The 20,736-nt window shown below is 56.9% G+C and carries 14 protein-coding genes; 11 read left to right on the top strand and 3 right to left on the bottom strand.

Features of this window, described 5'->3' with window-relative positions; translation table 11 throughout:
* Together ABD088_RS02455 and ABD088_RS02460 are read right to left on the bottom strand one after the other, a co-directional pair.
* On the bottom strand, positions 1-2,643 hold a 2,643-nt coding region (locus ABD088_RS02455), incomplete at its 3' end, for a PKD domain-containing protein (RefSeq protein ID WP_343899857.1).
* Positions 2,644-2,976: 333 nt separating this feature from the next.
* Positions 2,977-3,600, bottom strand: coding sequence for a DUF4352 domain-containing protein (locus tag ABD088_RS02460; RefSeq protein WP_343899858.1), 624 nt, complete (start codon positions 3,598-3,600; stop codon positions 2,977-2,979).
* A 301-nt stretch (positions 3,601-3,901) separates the two neighbouring features.
* On the opposite strand from ABD088_RS02460, the gene ABD088_RS02465 reads away from it, so the two are divergent.
* The 6 genes from ABD088_RS02465 to ABD088_RS02490 all read left to right on the top strand — a co-directional run bounded on the left by ABD088_RS02465 (position 3,902) and on the right by ABD088_RS02490 (position 11,740).
* Positions 3,902-4,825: a glycosyltransferase family 2 protein gene (locus tag ABD088_RS02465; RefSeq protein WP_343899860.1), complete on the top strand. Its 924-nt coding sequence runs from the start codon at positions 3,902-3,904 to the stop codon at positions 4,823-4,825.
* 139 nt (positions 4,826-4,964) lie between these two features.
* Positions 4,965-6,242 carry a hypothetical protein gene (locus ABD088_RS02470; RefSeq protein ID WP_343899862.1) on the top strand — a complete coding sequence of 426 codons (1,278 nt, stop codon included), beginning with the start codon at positions 4,965-4,967 and terminating at the stop codon, positions 6,240-6,242.
* The gene (locus tag ABD088_RS02475) at positions 6,239-7,702 is read left to right on the top strand and encodes a tyrosine-protein kinase domain-containing protein (protein ID WP_343899863.1); all 1,464 of its coding nucleotides are present in this window, start codon (positions 6,239-6,241) and stop codon (positions 7,700-7,702) included. Before ABD088_RS02470 ends, ABD088_RS02475 begins: the two co-directional genes overlap by 4 nt.
* A 204-nt stretch (positions 7,703-7,906) precedes the next feature.
* Positions 7,907-9,385: a lipopolysaccharide biosynthesis protein gene (locus tag ABD088_RS02480; protein ID WP_343899864.1), complete on the top strand. Its 1,479-nt coding sequence runs from the start codon at positions 7,907-7,909 to the stop codon at positions 9,383-9,385.
* 34 nt (positions 9,386-9,419) lie between these two features.
* The gene (locus ABD088_RS02485; RefSeq protein WP_343899865.1) at positions 9,420-10,496 is read left to right on the top strand and encodes a polysaccharide pyruvyl transferase family protein; all 1,077 of its coding nucleotides are present in this window, start codon (positions 9,420-9,422) and stop codon (positions 10,494-10,496) included.
* 269 nt (positions 10,497-10,765) lie between these two features.
* The gene (locus ABD088_RS02490) at positions 10,766-11,740 is read left to right on the top strand and encodes a Coenzyme F420 hydrogenase/dehydrogenase, beta subunit C-terminal domain (RefSeq protein ID WP_343900364.1); all 975 of its coding nucleotides are present in this window, start codon (positions 10,766-10,768) and stop codon (positions 11,738-11,740) included.
* 328 nt (positions 11,741-12,068) lie between these two features.
* On the opposite strand, the gene ABD088_RS02495 is transcribed toward ABD088_RS02490, so the two are convergent.
* Positions 12,069-12,788, bottom strand: coding sequence for a CDP-alcohol phosphatidyltransferase family protein (locus tag ABD088_RS02495; RefSeq protein ID WP_343899866.1), 720 nt, complete (start codon positions 12,786-12,788; stop codon positions 12,069-12,071).
* A gap of 237 nt (positions 12,789-13,025) precedes the next feature.
* On the opposite strand from ABD088_RS02495, the gene ABD088_RS02500 reads away from it, so the two are divergent.
* The 5 genes from ABD088_RS02500 to ABD088_RS02520 all read left to right on the top strand — a co-directional run bounded on the left by ABD088_RS02500 (position 13,026) and on the right by ABD088_RS02520 (position 20,730).
* A complete protein-coding gene (locus ABD088_RS02500) occupies positions 13,026-13,976 on the top strand; it encodes a glycosyltransferase (protein ID WP_343899867.1) in 951 nt (316 codons plus the stop codon).
* 349 nt (positions 13,977-14,325) lie between these two features.
* A complete protein-coding gene (locus ABD088_RS02505) occupies positions 14,326-15,297 on the top strand; it encodes a glycosyltransferase (protein WP_343899868.1) in 972 nt (323 codons plus the stop codon).
* A gap of 334 nt (positions 15,298-15,631) precedes the next feature.
* The gene (locus ABD088_RS02510) at positions 15,632-16,657 is read left to right on the top strand and encodes an acyltransferase family protein (RefSeq protein WP_343899869.1); all 1,026 of its coding nucleotides are present in this window, start codon (positions 15,632-15,634) and stop codon (positions 16,655-16,657) included.
* A 530-nt stretch (positions 16,658-17,187) separates the two neighbouring features.
* The gene (locus ABD088_RS02515) at positions 17,188-18,456 is read left to right on the top strand and encodes a phenylacetate--CoA ligase family protein (protein ID WP_343899870.1); all 1,269 of its coding nucleotides are present in this window, start codon (positions 17,188-17,190) and stop codon (positions 18,454-18,456) included.
* A gap of 507 nt (positions 18,457-18,963) precedes the next feature.
* Positions 18,964-20,730: an acetyl/propionyl/methylcrotonyl-CoA carboxylase subunit alpha gene (locus tag ABD088_RS02520; RefSeq protein WP_343899871.1), complete on the top strand. Its 1,767-nt coding sequence runs from the start codon at positions 18,964-18,966 to the stop codon at positions 20,728-20,730.
* Positions 20,731-20,736 lie beyond the last annotated feature (6 nt).

Consider the following 20,736-nt stretch of genomic DNA (forward strand, 5'->3'; position numbering starts at 1 on the left):
AAAAACCGCCGACAGGCCCGTCACATCATGACCAAACTTCGCTACCGGAACCGCATGCTCCACGGTGACCTCGGCTGAAACCGGCTCACTCTTCGAGCCCGTCGAATCTGTCGCAACTAGCGTTACCGTGTAGGTGCCGGCTTCGGCATACTGATGCTCGGGTTTCGCGCCGCTGGCACTCTCGCCGTCGCCGAAATTCCAAGCATACGACGCGATGGTAGCGGCATCGCTTGCAGTCGAGCCCGTTCCGTCAAACGCCACCGAGAGCCCCGTAGCTTCGTGGGTCAAACTCGCGACTGGCGCCGCATGCGGCGCAGCAACCGTGACCTGCTTCGTAGTCGATGCGACGAGTCCCGACTCATTCTTGACCGTCAGCGCGACTGAATATTTTCCCGGCTCCGCATAAGTATGAGACAGGGTTTTGCCTGATTCTTTTCCGCTGCCATCGCCAAAGTCCCAGCTGTAGTTGGTTACGTTAGCGCCTCCACCCCCTGTTGATGCGCTGGCGTCGAAAGCTGCCGACATTCCTTTGATTTCGGCACTAAACGAGGCCGTCGGAAGCTCCTTGCCCGAGCCTATGGCGTAGTGCGTTCCAACCTGCGCCGGAGTCAGTGCACTATCGTAAACGGCAAATTCGTCAATCGCCCCCGTGAAGTATTCGCTGTTCGGCGAATTGGGCCAACCGCCAAGGGAATCGCCCCCAAGCCTCCAATAACCGCTGTAGGACTGGGCCGTTGTCGTGGCCGGGTCCGAAGCTATCTCATGTCCATCGACATATAGGCGCATACCGTTCTGGCCTTGGCTAGCCGCTACATAGTGCCACGAATTATCGTTGTAAGCTGCGGGACTTGTCACTGTCTTGGCAGCACCTGGATACGTTCCGAAGACGAGCCGTCCGTCGTTGGCCATATAGACATGGCGGTCGTAGGAGGAAGATGCTCCGGTGTTATTAGAACCGTATCCGACAAGCTTGCCGCCGCTATTTGTTCCCGTTTTGAACCAAAATTCCGTGGTGAAGGCTTCCCCAACAGCCGCAAGTTTTGATGAGGCAATCAAACCTGTCGTCCCGCCGGACAGCGTCGCCGCTGCTGAATCAGATCCGGCCACGGCTCCTGGAGTAGTCGTTCCTACACCGGCTCCGACCAAACCATCATTGGTACCTACCCAATCCTGCGCGGTCGAAGAAGATGGCCCCCCAAGCGGCCAATAGAGAGACGGCGAATCATCGAGTATGCCCGTTCTATACGCGGAGGCAGCAGCGCCGCTCACCTGTACTGAGACCTGAGGGCTGGTGACCTTGTTGCCGTCGCCGTCGGTAGCCGTGACGTAGTACGACTGGGACGAATTGGGCGCTAGTCCAGTGTCCGTGAGCGCGACGGTTGGCAGATCCCAAAACTTCGATGCAACCGTTTTTGTTGCGACTGGTTCAGATTTACCAACTCGCATCAATCGGTACGTCAGGTTGATGTCATCCCGGTCCCAGTTAGCCCCGATGGATACTCTCACGGTGCCACTCGCATTGGATCTTGCCGAAGGGGTCCAGTTCGCTCCGGAGACACGGGGTCCCTGCTTCGCGCCTCCCTGCGGCGACGATGAGAATCGGGCAAGCCCTTGTTGCCGCTTTCCATTGAGCCCGACGAACTCCCCTCCGACGGACATATACTCTCCGTTGCCAACGATGGAGAACCCCGCCTGTCCCATGCCAGTAGCTGTCCCTGTGTACCAGTCCGGCCACCATCCGACGAAAGCCGGAGCGGGATAGCCACTCCAGTCTTTGTAGATGTTATTCACCCAAGGACTTCGCGACAGGGTCCCCTGCGGTGCAGCCGTCAGCGCCTGAGCATGACGCATGTTGGTCGAGGGGTTTTGCGGGACTCCCCCCGCAGATTCGCAGGCGTGTTCATGGCTAGTGGTGTAAACAGTCTTTCCATCGGAATAGACGCCGTAATGATCGCCATGGCAATCTGCGATCCAACGGATTTTGCCGGTGTCTGGGGCTGCGGAGAACGTCCCTTCAAGATTGCCAGTTTCCACATCGGCAAACACCCATCCGGTGCCGTAGACGGCGTTCTCATCTACCGCCAAAGCCCATATCCCCGCTTTACCCGCATTGCCAGGAACGTTTTTACCGTTCTGGACGACATTTGGCGCATCCCACGGAAGAAGTGCACCGTTAGTCAGGTCCAACGCGGCCAAGCCACGTTGGCCCACCTCGTTTACCTTCGAAAAGCGGCCGGCGACAATGAGCTTGTCTTTTTGGGCGGTCAGCTTCATTGCATCAATCTGGAGGTCAGCGGTGGGAGCCCAGCCGAGCAATGCACCAGTCGGGCTGAACGCTGCGAGTCCTTTGCGGGCGACGCCGTTTGCAGCACCAATGTTTCCACCCACATAGACTGCCGAGTCGGTAACCGCGATTGCGTTGACGTACGCACCACCAACTGATGCGGTAAAGCCACTGACTAGGTTCCCTGTTGCAATATCGAATGCTGCAAGATTCCAACGCGTTTGGCCGTTCACGCTGGTAAAGGTCCCCCCTACGTAGAGACGGGTGCCATCGGGAGAAACTGCGACCGACTTAACCGTTCCGTTAATCTGGGGCGCGAAGGCTGTGAGGTTTCCCGTCTTGATGTTGAATGCCAGCAAATTGCTCCTAGGAGTCAGATTCTGGCCAGGTTCTACTCCAGCTGGTCTCGTATTCGAAAAGGACCCGCCTGCGTAGACAATGTCTCCGGCCATAGCTTGTGCCCAGACAACACCAGAATCGATCTGCACAGTTGGCAGTCCGTCTGCCGTCATATCCGTATTGCTTCTTTGCTGAACCGGCGCCGGGGTCGGAAGCACCTCAGCAACGGCGTTTGGAGCTCCTGCTACAAGGAATGATGCGGCCGCCAAGATCACGGCAAACAACGCTGCCAGTACCGAAGCAGTGCGCGATGAATAGTTACTCATTAGGGGACCCCGTGTCTTGTTCATCGCTTAGGAAGCGTTCCCGCTGAAGTCGGCAACCGTATTGCCGGCAAGGTACTCGACAGTGATTTTGACGTCTGTCCGATCTTTCTTGGCGATCAGGAAAACGTATGTCGCTGCTTGTTTCGCTCCGGGTGCAACGTCACCGGCAAAAGGCGCGTATGGATCCGAAGTCGTCGGCTGGGCCGGGTCTCCACTCTTTTCCGTCAACGACACCATTGCGGAATCGACGCTAATCGTCTCTTTGGAGGCATTTTTCAATACGATGGTGACCGCTACAGCCGGCCCAGTGACCTCACCGGGGGTTTCGGCCTTCGCCGTGAATGCAGTGACCTTTGAAACGCGTACTTTCACGCCTTCCGGTAGGCTTGCCTCCACACCGATGCTTGCCCGTTTCACTGAACCCCGCTTTTGGTTCTTCAGCTTCTCTCGAATGTTCCCGGCCGAGGGGGCCGGGACTGCCTTGGTGCGCGGTTTTTGCTTGTCCGCAGTGCGTGCCGGCGAATCACTCGAATTGGCAGCTGTGTTTGAAGGGCTCACGGCGGCCACTTGCGATGTATCGTCCACCGCACCACAGCCAGACAGCCCAAGTGCCAACGCAACGGCAAAGGAAGATGCGGTGACCGCCGCCATTCGCCGCACTGCTAGACGTCGTTTCATCGTGCGTCCCCCGCATTTTTCAGTTAGAGCAAAGTCGCCCAATGGGGGGAACCATACCGGACAGAAGCGGCTGAAAAACGAGTACTCCACACCCAGTTGGACCGCATCAGACCAGTAGTCTTGATCTTGTTTTGGCAACACTCACTCGCGCTTGCAGTTGGTCTCTCCTCAAGTAGAGATATCGCCCAAGATTTCAGCACGAATCTACAGTTAGACGTGCTAGATTCGGGTTTTATTCATCGTAAGAACAAATTAGACCTGAGGGGGTCAGGCGGTGGCAGCAACTTCTGCCAAGACTCAGAGTTTTGCCCTCGTAGTGGTCAACTATGGATCGAGCGCTCTACTCGAGCTGAACCTGGCTCGCATCACCGTAGCGCCAGAACACGGATTCATAGTTGTCGTCGACAATTACACCACTATGGAAGAACGCACTCGAGTTGCCCGATTGGCAACGGACAAGAATTGGCATTTTCTTAGTCTCGACCACAACGAGGGATTCGGCAGAGGAGTCAATGCAGGTGCAGACTTCGCTCTGGGCCTCGGCGCAGAGTGCATCGTCACGCTCAATCCAGATGCATCGATCAGCACTTCGGATCTGCAGTCGCTCGTCGCTCTCGTTCGAGATGACCCCGGTCTCATGGTTGCACCAACTATTCGAACCAGCGAAGGTGATCTGTGGTTTGACGGCATGTGGTTGTACCAAGAGTCCGGTCGAGTCGCCAGCAGCCGGCGCCCGAACCCGCCTCGAGGTCGCGCTATACCGTGGATCACCGGCGCGTGCTTCGCTATCTCACGTGAAATGTGGATTGCCGTAGATGGATTTGATGACGACTTCTTCCTGTATTGGGAAGATGTCGACCTGTCGCGTCGGGTGGTTGCACATGGCGGCCGGCTTGCTGTCGAGAGCTCGCTTTCTGCGATCCACGACGAGGGCGGTACGCAGGGACGACGAATTGATTCACGCAAAAAATCGGAGATCTACTACTTCTACAACATTCGAAATCGGATGCTTTTCGCCGCGAAGCACTTAAACCGCAGAGGATTTTGGGGTTGGATGCTGTGTACACCCAGAGTTTCCTACGAGATCCTCCTGGAGGGCGGCAGACGACAACTTCTAGAGTCCTTCACACCGTGGCGCGCCTTCGCACTCGGGATACTCCACGGCGCCGTTGTCGCGACCAAAGCGCGATTCAAGTGACACACACTACGGCAGTTTCCGACTGCCCAGAATGGCCTTCATGGCGGTCTCACGGCTGGGCCTCTAACAGGACGACTGTCATCCTTAGCAGCACGGGTGCACGAACCGTAAGAGGCCTGAGGGCCGCGGAAAGAACGCGATGACTGCAGGGACCTTCAGCACTTTATTGTCCGTGGGCGCAATCGGCGTTCTCGCTGGGCTCGCTTTCTTTTCCTCGAGGCACATTCCTAAATGCGTATTCATGCTCTGGGCCGCCGGCCTATTCTTTGTGCCCGTGTGGATAGGCGCACAGTTTGGCGTTTACATATCAGCAATATCGGCTCTGAGCATCATCGTTCTCGCGTCGATGAACTGGTCACGATTATCCCCTTCAGCAGGGGACCTTCTAGTTCTTGCTTTTGTACTGCTGGTTTTGGTTGTCTATGCATTCGGATGGTCGACTTGGGGCTACACGAGCGCCGCCCTTTTAGGGTGGATCATTCCCTACTTGGCTGGTCGTACTGTCCTTTCCAGCGTTTCACCGAACTGGGTTTACTCAACTATCGCAATCGCTGCCTCTTTGGCAGCAGTATTGGCCGTAGTTGAGTTCGCGACTCATACAAATCTTTTCATTTCACTTCATGCGAACAACGGACTATACGCAGCCTGGTCAAGTCTTCAGGTCCGGGGTGGCCTGCTTCGCGCTGAAGGAGCATTTGGGCACTCAATCGCGCTCGGGGCCGCACTTGCCGCAAGCAGCGCTTTCATTCTGAGCACGAGATGGCCTATGTGGCTACGCCTTGTCCTATTAGGCGTTGTTACTTTGGGTACGGGTGTAACACTTAGCCGTATTGGACTCGTTGGTCTCGGACTCACCGTCGTATGCAGTTTGATTTTCCTGAGGGACCACATCTCGCGCGGAGCCCGGCTCGCAACCATCCTCATGCTCACCGTCATCGCGGGAGCGGGGCTACCGTGGCTCCTGACGATATTCAATCAGGCAGGTGACGAAGCGACAGGAAGCGCCGAATATCGGTCAGATCTGCTCGTGTTGCTAAAGCAGGTTTCCCTACTGGGTCTCTCACCAATCTGGGAGAGAGCGGCAAACGGGGAAACGTCCTACGGATCGTTCCAATCCATAGATAGCGAAATGATCCTCACCGCCCTCAGGTTCGGACTCATTCCACTTCTAGTCCTTCTAGCAGGACTGGCGGCCTGTCTCGTGGCTGTTATTAGGGGCAGGGCCACTCCAGCTTCCATTGCCCTGATCGGACAAATCCCTGCGCTGGCTACAGTTGCCCTCATTACCCAATATGCAACGATAGTCTGGTTTATTGCAGGTCTGGCCGTAGCCACGAGTGGACTCAAATACAGACAATTCGTCAGCCTTCGGACGGTCGAAAGCCGCCTCAAATTTTCTCCCCAGGAGCACGTATGAACGGCAAAATCACGCCAAGCAATAGATCGACTCGAATGCTAAGCGCCATCAAGAAACGATGGTATGTCATCGTTCTTGCCGCATTTTTGGCGGGCGTGGGAACGTTTGCATACTCGGCGACCATCCCCCCCGTTTATCAGGCTGGAGCTTCGCTGTTTTTCTCCCTGAGGGACGGCGACAGCGGCTCTGACATCAACCAGGGGCTTACTTATACACAGAACCAAATGCTGTCCTACGCCGAACTTGCCACTACCTCTTCGGTTCTGGACAAGGCGCGCGATGACATCGGCGGGAACATGACGTTCGACGACCTACATCGTGCCGTAAAAGTAACGTCCCCCCAGAACACGGTCATACTTGAGGTCAAGGCCAGTGCGACCAGCCGTGAGCTCGCCGCCCAAATTGCCAATAGTGTTTCTGAAAGCCTCCTTGACTCGGTGGCGAAAGTCGCCCCCGTGGATGCAACAGGCAAGCCAACGGTCGTCGCCAGGGTGATTCAACCAGCTCTCCCGCCGAAGTTTCAGTCCGCGCCCAATAAAAGCAAAAACGCAGTGCTAGGCGCCTTTATTGGCGGAGCAATTGCCCTTCTAGGCCTATTCGTATCCGTTGCACTGGATACTCGCATCCGTTCCGTGTCCAGTCTCAAACCCATCACAGATCTAGCATTGTTAGGAACGGCGGACAGGACTCCCCGCTCCAACGACCAACGCCCGGTTGCGCTGCGCCACCCCCGCGGTGCAGCTACAGAAAAATACAGACAAATTCGCGCCGCCCTCCGCTTTACCTCTGTCAGTCGTGAGATCAAGACTCTAGCTGTCACATCATCGATCCCCGGGGAAGGCAAAACTGTAACGTCCCTAAATTTGGCTCTAACCATGGCAGAAGGCACGGAACGAATCCTCCTTATCGATGGAGACCTTCGTCGCCCTCGAGTTGCTTCCTATCTGGGTCTCGAACCGAGCATTGGCTTGACAACCGTCTTACTCGACGGGCTCCGGCTGAGCGACGCTGTTCAGGCATTTGGCGACACACGACTCGACATCCTGACAAGTGGTGCTATCCCGCCGAATCCTTCAGAACTCCTGGACTCCAGTCGGATGCGGACTCTTCTGGCAGAAGCCAAGAATCACTATGACGTAGTCATCATCGACACAGCCCCAGTGCACTCCGTTTCCGATGCTGCGATCATCGCCCAGGACGTTGATTCAACGGTCGTCGTTGTGGATTCAACAAAACTTCGCCACGCGCAGCTCGAACAAACCACAGACACTCTCAATGCAGCCGGTGCCCACATATCAGGACTCATCCTCAACCGAGTCAAGCCCAGCAACAGAAGCGACGGATATTATGCGGACGGGCCGGGTACAGAGTCGACAACAATAGACGAGGGCAGTAGCCGATCGAGTCAGGCGTCATTCCGACGCGAACGTCAAACGTCCGGAAAGAATAGCCGAAATTGAACAAGACTCTGATCAGTGGTCCATTCGCAGTCCTACAGCGACTGCTGGCAAAGGAAGCACAGCCCTCTCAGCGAAACCGTGCCTTCCTTGGAAATCCTCCTACTAGGCGTTGGATAATCACTATCTCCGCCGTGGTAAAGGCCATTCGCGAAGTCGAATTCGCCCTGTTGCCTATCTACCGTCGCTCAGCGTCCTAGCGCAAAAATGGAAATAGATGACACTTCCCGAGGGACAACTCCAGGTCTAGGACGACGAGCCGCCCGAGGTGCGGCCGTAACTGCGACAGGACAACTGGGAAGAATTCTAGTCCAGCTAGTGTCCGTCGTGATACTGGCTCGTCTACTTTCTCCCAATGACTATGGTCTTTTTGCCATGGTCATGTCCATAGCCGGGATCGCTGAAGTGTTCAGGGACTTCGGTCTGTCGCAGGCAATGATTCAAGCTAAGCACGTCAGCCGCGCACAGCGGGACAGTCTTTTCTGGATAAATACCGGCATCGGGCTGACCTTGACGCTACTTGTGTTCGCCGGCTCCTGGGGCATTGCTGCTTTCTATCACCATCCCGAACTCACGGGTCTGGCCCAAGGTGCAGCGCTTGTCTTCTTCATCAACGGTCTATCAACGCAATATCGCGCGAGCCTCAGCCGTTCGCTAAAGTTTAGAGCCTTGGCGATCATCGACCTCTCGTCAGCCATATTCAGCGTGTGTGTCGCCGTGTTTATGGGGTTCATGGCCTACGGAGCATGGGCGTTGGTCGGGCAGCTCCTTGCTCAGGCGCTAATTTTCTTACTCTTCGCTGCGATTGCCTCAAAGTGGATACCGCGATTGCCAAGACGCTCGACACCACTCCGAGGATTCATCCGCTTTGGACGCGACATGGTGGCCACACAAATCATTGGCTACATGGGGTCGAACGCAGACCGGGTAATCATCGGGTCGTTCCTCGGTGCAGCTCCGCTCGGTCTCTACACGCGCCCATATCAACTGGTCATGAACATCGCCAACCAACTGCGGTCCCCAATTACCAATGTCGCCATTCCTGTACTTTCACGACTGCAGGAATCTCCCCGTCGATACTGGGAATTCACCCGCATTGGTCAAACAGCGCTTGGTTACTCGATCGTGGCTGCCTTTGGTTTAGCGGTCGGCGCATCAAAGCCGCTAACGTTCCTCCTCCTCGGTGCCCAATGGATGGAATCGGCACCCATTATGAGCCTCTTATCTGCAGCAGCGGCGCTCCAGACGTTGGCCTATTTCGGATACTGGGTCTACGTTTCCAAGGGGATTACAGCGGCCTTGTTCAAATACAACATGATCAGTGTGCTCATCAAGGTTGTGTGCCTCCTTGTCGGTGTCCGCTGGGGCGTCGCCGGCGTCGCCACGGGCTACCTCATCGCTACAGCCGTTTCTTGGCCACTTTCCCTACTATGGATTAACAAGTCGATATCTGGAGTCCCCATTCGGGGTTTGACCCTCAACTTTGTACGCATGGCTGCTCTTGCAGGCGCAGGCGCAGGGGCCGCCTTCACCCTTTCGACTCTCACAGAATCCGCAGGACCATGGGTTAGTGCTGCGGCAGCGGTTGCAGGGACGATCGCCGTCTACGGGATCGCCATGCTTATTCCTTCCGTGCGCCGCGACATGCATGATCTGTGGTCCCTTCGTCAATACCTAAAGCGCTAGCAAACCCCATACAAAAATAGAACCGAAAGGCACCATGCGTATTCTTGTTCTCTGGGCACATGAGTCTTCAACAAACCTCGGCGTGGCTGCCCTAGCACGCGGTTCCCACGACCTGTTGAGGCGAGTTTGGCCTCATGCCAAAGTCGAATTCGTCAACTATGGGTCGCGTCCGAAGGAAGTTCCCTGGGGAAAACCACGTTCGCTCATCCGAGAACGCCTACTTCCGCGCTTCGGGATGCAGGATTACTTCAAGCAATTCGACTTGGTCTGGGATACAAGGTCTGGAGATAGTTTCTCAGACATTTACGGCTTTGACCGGCATCTCACAATGGGGCTTGTCTACGAGTTTGCCGTGCAGGCTGGTGCTGTAGGGGTGATGGCTCCACAGACCATTGGCCCCTTCAAATCCCGTAAAGCCGCGTGGATTGCGAAGAGGAACCTCAGTCGGTCTGCGGCCGTTTTCAGTCGAGATCCTTCTAGCAGTGCCGCCGCCGAGCGGCTCGGCAGGACCCCCGATGCGCTGAGTTCAGACATGGTTTTTGGAATTGACGACGTAGCAGTGCCTACAACTCGTGACGTCTTGTTGAATGTCTCTGGGCTCCTTTGGAACGAGAATCCGCATGTCGATGCAACGAGATATCAAGAATCGATGCTCCGCTCGGCAGAGATGCTGCACGCGCAAGGCCGAGAAGTAGCCCTTTTGGCCCATGTCCTCGACTCACCCAACCCCGACAACGATGTCCCGGCGATCTCTGAACTTGCCGATCGACTTAGTTTTGATCCAGAGCTCATCGTGCCGACATCGCTTGATACGGTTCGAGAAGCTATCGCCTCCTCAAAGCTTGTGATTGCGGCTCGAATGCATGCAAGCTTGAACGCTCTTTCGCTGGGGATTCCAGCGATTCCGCTGGCATACTCCCGCAAGTTTTCCCCCCTTATGGAAAGTCTCGGGTGGAGACATGCCATTGACCTACGCACCAGCCAAAACGTGACGGACGAAATCCGCCAGCTTATGGACAACGACCAGCTCATAGTTGAGGCGAAACTTGCACAGCAGGTTGGAAAGAACTCACTATCTGCTGTAACGGAAAAGCTGGGAGAGATCCTATGAGCGTCCGACAGCCCTCGCCCGGGAGCGCAGCCAAGAAACTTGACCAACAGATTTCGAAAGTCGTTGCATCCGATGCCTGCTCCGGCTGCGGGCTTTGTACGATAGTCGACCCTGGCTTGGACATGGTGCTCGACAAGCAGGGGTTCATGCGTCCTAAACGGTCGTCCATCGGCCAGACGCCCGAAAATTCCACTCGCTTATTCAAGCGCTCCTGCCCAGGGATGCTCGTCCGCTCTAACAACAATCCCAGTCTGGAGCGGCATGAGACCATGGGATCCTTTATTGGCGTCTGGAAAGGACACGCAACAGACCCGGAAACCAGATACCGGGGCAGCAGTGCCGGTGTCCTGACGGCATTATCCACATGGCTTCTGGAGAGTGGGAGGGCTACCCGCGTTGCAGGAGCTGGAGCAGGTCGCGATCCCCGGAGAACCGTCCCAGTATCAATTACAACTAAAGAGGAAGCACTTGCGTCCGCCGGATCTCGGTACGCCCCTACTGCTACGTTGGCCAACCCCGATATCCAGCTACCAGGTACAGCGGTGATTGGGAAGCCGTGTGAGATTTCTGCCCTCCGCTCGTACGTGGACGCCGCTGGGCTCGGCGGAGTGCGGCAACCTGCCCCCATAATGCTTTCCTTCTTTTGCGCAGGTACACCGAGTGCGCACGCCACGCAAAGACTCATCGAATCCTTGGGAATTGCAAAAGGGACCCCCCCTGATTCTCTCTGGTATCGAGGCCGCGGGTGGCCAGGACGGTTCACAGTCAAACTACGAGACATATCGCGAAGCATGTCCTATGACGAGTCTTGGGGGAAAGTTCTTGGACCGGCAACTCAATGGCGCTGCAAAGTGTGCCCCGACGGTGTCGGCGAAAGCGCCGATATCGCAGTCGCGGATTTCTGGGATTCTGACGAATCCGGCTACCCGATCTTCAATGAGGCGGAGGGGTCCAGCGCAGTAATTGCGCGAACAATTCGCGGCAAAGGCATCCTTATGGAAGCTGTAAGCGAAGGAATTATCGAGCTCGACCCCATCGATATCAATTCACTGGCTTCTGTTCAACCATTACAAGTGCAGCGGCGAACGGGGCTCCTTGCACGGCTAACTGGGTCGCTCGTCGCAGGACGGCGGATTCCCCGGTTCACCGGTTTCGGCCTGACAAAAATGGCCGGTCGGCAGCCTCGGCTTTTTCTCCGGGTCGCACGCGGGACCTACCGACGAATTCATTCGGAGAAGAGTTGAACTTACTGGCGAGGGCAAGACCGACTGCCGAACGAGGAGTTTCCCGAATGTTCGACTTTTTGGGTTCCAGCGGGCGAGGCTAAGGGCAGCGCGCGCCGGGCGAGGAAAGCTGCCGGGCTGATCGGCCCGGCCCACAGTCACAGAATGCGGTAACAGGCCACGATGGATCAACGCGTATTGCCGGTGGGTGTCGCGGGCCTCCGCCAGTAGGTACTGCCATCATCAGCAATATCGCTGGCTCCGAACGGCAGGACGCATGGCCCCAAAGGCAAAAATACTCAGTTGCCGCCTACATCCGTTGTATTCCTTTGTTCTGACAGACGGTGACTCACATTTTTTTCATATCCTTGAACCACTTAATTGCTGCCAGTACCAAAAACATGGCACAAGCCAAAAATAGCAATGAGTACGCACCGACAAAGATGATTGGAATCCCCCAGAAGGCGAATGACAAACAGAGGACTCCGTAATCGGTGGGCAGCAGGAGTACGGACCTCAGGGGAGAACTCCCCCCCTCCTCGACGGCCTTTTCGACGCCTCTTGAACCCTTCAGCAGGTCATTGAGGATCATGGCGAAAAAAGTTACGGCTCCTACGACTGCGAATCCGATGGGTATCAGCAGCCACAGTTCGTTCTCTATTGGAAAATATCTGTACCACCCAATGAGAACCGCGAGATGCAAACACGAAATCTTCAACGCATCAACAAAGTGGTCCAGCCACTCCCCTGCGACAGATCCACCGCCACGCAAGCGCGCGACCTGGCCGTCCGCGGAATCCCATGCATACCCCAGGGCCAATAAGAGCCAAACAGCGATTCCCAAGTACCACGTCGGCGGCGCAGTCGCTAGGAGGACGATCCCAGTGAACGTGAATAGCGCACTCACTAGCGTGACTTGATTGGGCGTGAGTCTCAGCGTGTGGGCAAAAGCTGCAAGAAACCTGCCAATCTTGCGATTGACATATATCGAGTAACCGGGGGCTCCTTTGGCTCGCCCCTTTTGCGCGTTGCGCAATTCCTTTAGAGCCTCGGAATAAGTCGTCCCCATTTGCGTGCCTCTCGCCAACCTGGCTGGCCTCAACTGACGCGCCAAACCCAAAGTTAATAGTCATTCGTCGTGCTTTTATCACTAGTGTAGATTATATACTGGGTATCGCTTTGGTCCCCGGTCAACGTGCTCTGTCTAGCCCGCATGGGGATGACAGAATGTGGAGGAACAGTGCATCGCATTCGAGTTCTGGAATCGTTTGGAAACTCACGCCCCACGACGAATCCTTACATCACCATGCTTGGCGAAAGTCTGGAGAACACCCCCGAACTCCGCCTCATGCGCTTCTCGTGGAAAAAAGCCCTCACCGCGAATTACGACGTGATCCATTTTCATTGGCCGGAAGCACTACTCGATGGCAGCACTTGGCTCCGACGACGCGGAAAAGACCTAGCTTTCGCGCTACTCCTGCTCAGGATCCGGCTCAAAAAGATCGCGGTCGTTCGAACGATTCACAACCTAGATCTCCCCCAAGGCCTCTCTCTCATACGGCGGCAGCTCGTGACCAAATGTGATCACATGACGACCCTGCGAATTTCGATCAACCCCACTACACCACGCATTTCCGGTGTGGCTCAGCGCCTTATTCCTCACGGGCATTACTGCGACTGGTTCGCCGATATGCCTCGGCACGAAAAAATTGCGGGCCGGATTGCCTTTGCCGGTCTCATCCGGCGCTACAAGGGCGTGGAAAACCTCCTCACCTGCTTCATGCAAACTGCAAACGACTACCCCGAGTTGAGCCTCTCCGTGACTGGCAAACCGTCGTCTACGGACCTCGAGAATGTGGTTCGGAACGCGACCTCCGCAGATAATCGCATCAGTTTTTCCTCAGGATACGTGGCTGAAAAGAGCCTCGTCGCCGCCATCACAGAAGCGGAGTTGGTGGTCCTCCCCTATCAGCACATGCACAACTCAGGGAGCGCGCTGGCCGCACTGTCTGTACAGCGTCCCGTCCTGGTCCCGCGCAACGAGACCAACGAGCTGCTGTCTCTCGAAGTTGGGGCCGGCTGGGTCTACCTGTACGAAGGGCAATTATCAGCCCAGGATCTAACGTCGACTTTGGCAGACTTGCGTCGCAACCCGCCGGCGAAAGCCCCCGATCTCTCAGCTCGAGATTGGTCCGCTGCAGGGAAACAGCATCGTGATGCATTCCTCGAGGCGCAACGGATAGAGACTCAGAAATAGCTCGCAGGTGGCTTTCCGGTCTAGTTCAGCTTCACAGACAGCGAACCAAATTTCGTAGTGTGAGGCGACGGACTACGGGCTCCAGGATTTTAAGTTCTGTATAGTGACTAACAGCCAACGCGCACAGCTGGTGACGCCACTTTCGCACGTCTTCGGAGTAAGTCGGCCGATTAGCATTAGTCATGTTTGACTCCGTTTGTACCGTCATATGGCAGGAAAAACGCCAAACTGCTGAAAAGGACGGGCGGCGGTCCTACATGGGTCGCAGGAGAACCAGGCAACACCAACCCGCCCGCCCATTCCCGATTTATATACGACGGAAATCCAACCGATATTAAGAGTCCCTCAGTTGAATACTTCACTTACCATCGCCGTACTCACCTATCACCGACTTGATCGACTTCCCCGAACCGTCGAGTCCCTACTTCAACAAATCGATTCGCTGTCCACTAACGCTCGATTGGACTTCGACTGCCGTGTACTCGTTGTGGACAACGCGCCTGTCTCGGAGGCCAGCGATATCGTTGCCCTCAGACCTGAAATAATCGATTATCAGCATGAACCACGTCCCGGCATTTCCGCCGCCCGAAACCGAGCTCTCGATGAATCACCGAACTCGACTCTGCTGATATTTGTTGATGACGACATCGTCCCGCTACCAGGGTGGCTCGAGCAGATGTTGCTGACTTGGAAGAAGTTCAAGTGTGAAGCCGTCGTTGGGCACGTCGTTTCCACCTTTGAGGCGGAACCGGATCCTTGGTTGGTCTCCGGGCGCTTCTTCATTCGCCAACAACGCGCCACCGGCACGCAACTGTCGGCTGCTGCTAGTCACAATTTGCTCCTTTTTCTACCCTTCGTCCGCAAGTACAATCTGCGCTTCAACGAATCGCTGGGATTGATTGGCGGCGAAGATTCGCTCTTCTCGAAAGAAATGATCAAGCACGGCGGCAGCATCCGGTGGTGCAACGAAGCACGCTCACAGGACCCGGTTCCCAATGACCGAGCAACTCGTGGATGGGTTCGTCGGCGCGAATTTCGTATCGGAAGCTCAGAAGCGCTTATTAGTCTATTTCTCGCAAGCGATCGCGATCGCCTGAAGCTACGGGCCTGGTGTTTCATTAATGGTGTCGGCAGAGTTGTCTTTGGCGGGATAAGGAATCTTCTGGGTAAACTAACCTCCAATCTCGACCATGAGTCCCGCGGAGCACGCACCGTTTTCCGTGGAGGTGGATACATCATCGGTTCCTTCGGGCTAACTTATTTTGAATATGGCCGCGGAAGAAGAGGCATCCGACGGGTCCCTCTGGACTTTTTTGGCTGACGCAATCCGGCAGGACCTTCCCGTGTTCATGCAAGACGAATGATTCGGTACTTCACGGCGAGGGGAATGGCTAATTTTCGAGTAATGGCGCGTTCGTTTGCCGGTCAGAGTCGTGAGCTCGAGCCTCTCTCCTGACGCTTCGTACTACCGACTTTGCGCACGCAGGTGGAGTTAAGACATGAGGCTCCCGGCTTCCCCAGGCCGCCCTTGTGACCCGTTCTTGCAGTTCCGCTGGATACTTTAATTGCACGCGCCCGAGTTCCGTCCATCCGGTACTCGATGCATCCACCAACCCTGGCGCAGTTCATAATTCCCGCGGCTAGACTTTTGTGAATTGGCGACGATTAAAGGTGAGAATGTGACGACGACCCGTTTCAGGTGGATGGATCTACTGCGAGGTACTGCCATCGTGATGGTACTTGTTTGGCATGCCCCTGCCATTCCGGTTCTGTACGGGCTCGAGATGCCCGAATGGGTTCGGACGACGAACAACTTCTTCCTGCCGTTCCGCATGCCGATGCTGATGTTCCTTTCTGGGTCACTGTTGAGCCATTCCATTAAGCGCCCCCTGCCCGAGTACCTGCTAGGAAAGGTCGCCCTGATCGGGTGGCCCTACTTGGTGTGGGCAGGGCTGCACATCATTCAAGGGCCGAGTAACTATGTCCTCACTTCTCCGTGGTCGTGGGTCGCTACAGGGTACTTATGGTTCCTATTCTTCATCGGCACCTACTACTGCATGGCCCCGTTCATCCGGCGTCTTCCCGCTTGGCTAGTTTCGGTGGCGTCGTTCGCGGCGTCCGTACCCTTCGACGGGGAACTCGCCAAAGGGTTCTTCTACTTCCTCGGCTTTTTCTACGCAGGGAACTTTTTTACTCAGAGGCAAGATGTGTTCGGTCGCCTCGGTCGGGGCTGGCCTTTGGCAGTGTGTGCTGTTGTTGCCATTGGTGTAGGAGTGTGGTCGTCCCTCAATGGCGTCGAGTCTAAGTACGAGGCCATAACAGCGCCGGGAAGCCTCGCCGGAATCATGGTGGCGATGGCGGCAGCAAAAGCACTGCCCGACTCCAGACTTGTCAGGGCAGTCGAGGGCATCGGCAGGAAGTCGATCGTCTACTACGTGTCGCATTTCCCCATCATCATCGTTACGACCGTAGCGCTGCTGTCCGCCGGTGTGGAGTCTTCTGCCGTTGTCACGGCGGTAGGCCTCGTGACCGCCTTTATCGCATGCGCCGTGCTCGCCCGGTTCAGTTCTCTTCGTCCTCTCGTGTGGCTTTACCAGATGCCAGGTTTCCCCGCACTTCGGCGGCGCCTCCGGGCGTCTGATTCCAAGCGTCCACGCAGCGCGGGCTCGGCTAATCCCTAGACGGTAACCACGCCGCCGTGTTTGGCCTCGCCGGGCTGAGCTCTGATGTCTCTGACGGGCGCAGTTACTGAGGAGCCAACATTGACTCCGAACGAACAGTCATTTGCGCTCCAGCTGGCCTCCCGCGGACTCCACGAATATCAGGGCAGCGATGCGAGCACACGTACGAATGAGGAATGGTTGAAATACCTCCACACCACACGGTGATCGATGACGTCGTCTCACTTTGGAAGAAACCACCTGGGAAGATCTCGAGGGCACTGCCTCAGTAGCCGACATCATCTTTCGTGGGGCGAGAGGCCGTACCAATCATTGGTACGCCGAGCATTTCCCCAAACGGCAACACACCCCACTTCGCGAGCACTCTTGGTGAGTGGAGTCGCCCTATTGGCAACCTCGCTGCTTGAGGCTACTGTTTCCTCAACCTTACTTATTTGGTGGCTTTATTGGGGGAAATGATGAGCTCGGTAGACGTTCGTTCAGCTGTTCATTTTGTGCGGAAGAATACAGTATTTGCGTCCAGTACACGGTTGGACGCCAAGATGCAGCGCTGGGAGCGCCTGCCGGCGGAGCAATTGGCTAAGGTGACAGCCGATGCCAGTACCCGTCAGGCCCGTTTCGCCATGACCAATACTGAGTTCTATCGCGATTTCTATCGTGATGCTGGCTTTACGCTGAAGGACTTGGACGACCCCGCAGCCTTCACGGAATTACCAATCGTTGAAAAGCATCACGTCCGTCAGCACCGAGAGATGTTCGTCTCCACAGAGAAGACAGATCGAAATAGTGTTGAGTCGCGGACCGGGGGCAGCACGGGAGAACCGCTCCGCATTCTGCGCGATCTTCGTTTCCCAGCGCGCGTACTGGAATGGCAACTATTGCGGTGGTGGGGTGTCCCCATTCATGGAAACTTTCTTGATATCCGGCGGGAAACCACGAAGATCAACACTTCAAAAAGTCACGATCTCCTGTGGTGGCCGACCCGCCGTTACCAACACAACGCGTACTACTTCGACGACAAGGCCATGGCTGAACTCGCCGACCAGTGGCGGCGGATGTCGCCTGATGTCATCGTGGGCTATGTGGGGGGCATATACGAAGTCGCCCGCCGGATGGAAGCGCTCGGCCAACAGTTGCCTGCGCCGATTGCCATTGGGACAACGGCGGCTCCACTGACGAAGGCCATTAGAAGCGAAATCACACGAATCTTCGGCGCGCCGGTCTACGACCATTATCGATGCGCGGAAATTCCCTGGATGGCGGGTGAATGCGTCCAACAGGATGGATTGCATGTGTTTGAGCCACTGCGCCGAATTGAGATCGTGGATCGCCAGTCGAAAGTACTCTCGAACGGCGAGACGGGTGAGACGGTTGTTAGCGACTTGGAGAACCGGGTGTTCCCACTTATTCGCTATCGAATGGGCGACCTGAGTCGAAAATTAGATGGACCGTGCTCATGTGGCATGACAACTCCACGGATTGGTTCCGTTGCTGGCAGAACAAGCGACGAATTGACGTTGCCTAGTGGCGCATTGGTTGCCACGGTAAATCTCACAAACCTGTGCGACGAGTACATCGATGACGTCAAGCAGTTCCAGATTCATCAGTATGCCGATATGTCGATTGAACTGCGGCTTGTCATGAAGAGCACGTCAAACGTCGGCGAGAATATCGCTGAGGAACTTCGCGAAATGGTCAACTTCGAAGTGCCGGTGGCACTAAAAATTCAAGACGAAATTGCTCACGACGGCGGCAAGATTCGCTACATGACTTCTGATATAACTGCGCCCGGACGTTGAGAGCAAACTAGGTCGGATCAGCTGACGCTGAGCGTCGCTCGGTAATTGTCAGGACGCCGGACCAGCAGGGATCTAACAGCCGTTCTGGCCAATTAGAGGTGGTGGACGCACTCACGCCAGGTCAGAACGAAAATGCAGCCAATTCGCTGGTCAACTGCCTGGCCATAGGCCGCCGGGCTGTCAGCCGCCCCGACACATACAAGCCCATCCAATTACGGTTGGGGTCGCCATGGCGTGAGCCGGTGGTTTCGTCGACAGGTGTGTACCTGTACGGGAACACCAATCAGGATTTCGACGGTACCCCCAGAGTGCTTCGAGATCGAGGAAGAACCGACGCTCCCGTGAGTATTACCTGCGGACGATACGCACGCTAACCGATACGCCAGTTCTTTTGTAGAACCCCTACAAAATTCCTCGATGGACTCCCGGGGATCGGCGTGGAATTACGTGTACAACCCACAAGCGACGGTAGGCTCCAAACAGCAAATTGAAGGAGTTCTACCTGCCATGCCCCAGCTGACCAAGGTCCTCATCGCCAACCGTGGCGAGATCGCCGTCCGCGTCATCCGCGCGGCCCGTGACGAGGGCATCGCCTCCGTCGCCGTCTATGCAGAGCCCGACCGCGAGGCGCTACATGTCCGTCTGGCCGACGAGGCCTTCGCGCTGGGCGGCCAGAGCGCCGCTGAGTCGTATCTGGTCATGGACAAGATCCTCGAAGCGGCCGCAGCTTCCGGAGCCGACGCGATCCACCCCGGATATGGGTTCCTCTCCGAGAATGCCGAGTTCGCCCAGCGGGTGATCGACGCCGGCCTGACGTGGATCGGACCGCCTCCGAGCGCCATCGCCCAGCTCGGCGACAAGGTCCAGGCGCGCCACATCGCCACCAAGGTCGGCGCCCCGCTCGTTCCCGGCACGAAAGAGCCGGTGCATTCCACCCAGGAGGTCCTGGAATTCGCCGACGAGCACGGACTGCCTCTCGCGATCAAGGCTGCCTACGGTGGTGGTGGTCGCGGTATCAAAGTGGTCCGTTCCCGCGATGAGATCCCGGAGATGTACGAGTCCGCAGTCCGCGAGGCCACTGCCGCTTTCGGCCGGGGCGAATGCTTCATCGAGCGCTTCCTGGACGCCCCCCGCCACGTCGAGACCCAGTGCCTGGCGGATGCCCAAGGGAACGTCGCCATCATCTCCACCCGTGACTGCTCGTTGCAGCGCCGGAACCAGAAACTCGTCGAGGAGGCGCCCGCGCCGTTCCTGTCGGAGGACCAGGTCAACCGCCTCTACGAGTCATCCAGGGCCATCCTGCGTGAGGCAGGGTACGTAGGGGCCGGGACGTGTGAGTTCCTCGTGGGCACCGATGGAGTCATTTCCTTCCTCGAAGTGAATACCCGTCTACAGGTCGAGCACACCGTCTCCGAGGAGATCTCCGGAATCGACCTCGTTCGCGAGCAGTTCCGTCTTGCCCGGGGCGAGGAACTGGGCTATGGCGACCCCCAATTGCGCGGTCACTCCTTCGAATTCCGCATCAACGGCGAAGACGCCGGACGCGGGTTCATGCCGGCCCCCGGAACTATTTCGACGCTCCGCCTGCCCACGGGCCCCGGTGTCCGCGTAGATTCCGGCGTCGAACAGGGTGAGTCCGTCTCGGGCAATTTCGATTCGATGATCGCCAAGCTGATCGTCACCGGGGCCACCCGTGACCAGGCCGCGGCACGCGCCCGGCGCGCGCTCGATGAAATGGTGGTCGAGGGCATGCCCACGGTCATCCCGTTCCATCGCGCCGTGATGGCCGACCCCGCCTTCGTTCCGGCATCGGGCCCCTTCAGCGTCCACACCCGCTGGATCGAAACGGAGTTCGAGAACACCATCGAGCCCTGGACCCCAACCGGTGCCCTGCCCGAGACCACCGATGAGCGCCAGGCAGTTACCGTCGAGGTTGGCGGCAAGCGCCTGGAGGTAGTCCTGCCCGCCGGGCTGGGTTCCCTGTCCGGCGGCAGCAAGTCCAACGGCAAGGCCAAGCGCAAGCGCTCGAACCGCTCCAGCGCCGGCACCGCCGTTACCGGGGACAGCCTGACCTCTCCCATGCAGGGCACCATCGTCAAGGTCGCGGTCAAGGACGGAGACACCGTCTCCGAAGGCGATCTCGTGGTCGTCCTCGAGGCCATGAAGATGGAGCAGCCGCTGACGGCCCACCGTGCCGGGACCATCACCGGTCTCACCGCAGTCGCCGGCGACACCGTATCCGCCGGAGCAGTCCTGGCCAGCATTCAGGACTGACACCTC

Origin of the sequence: Arthrobacter rhombi, assembly GCF_039526245.1 — a bacterium.
In the GTDB taxonomy this organism is placed as follows: domain Bacteria; phylum Actinomycetota; class Actinomycetes; order Actinomycetales; family Micrococcaceae; genus Arthrobacter_H; species Arthrobacter_H rhombi.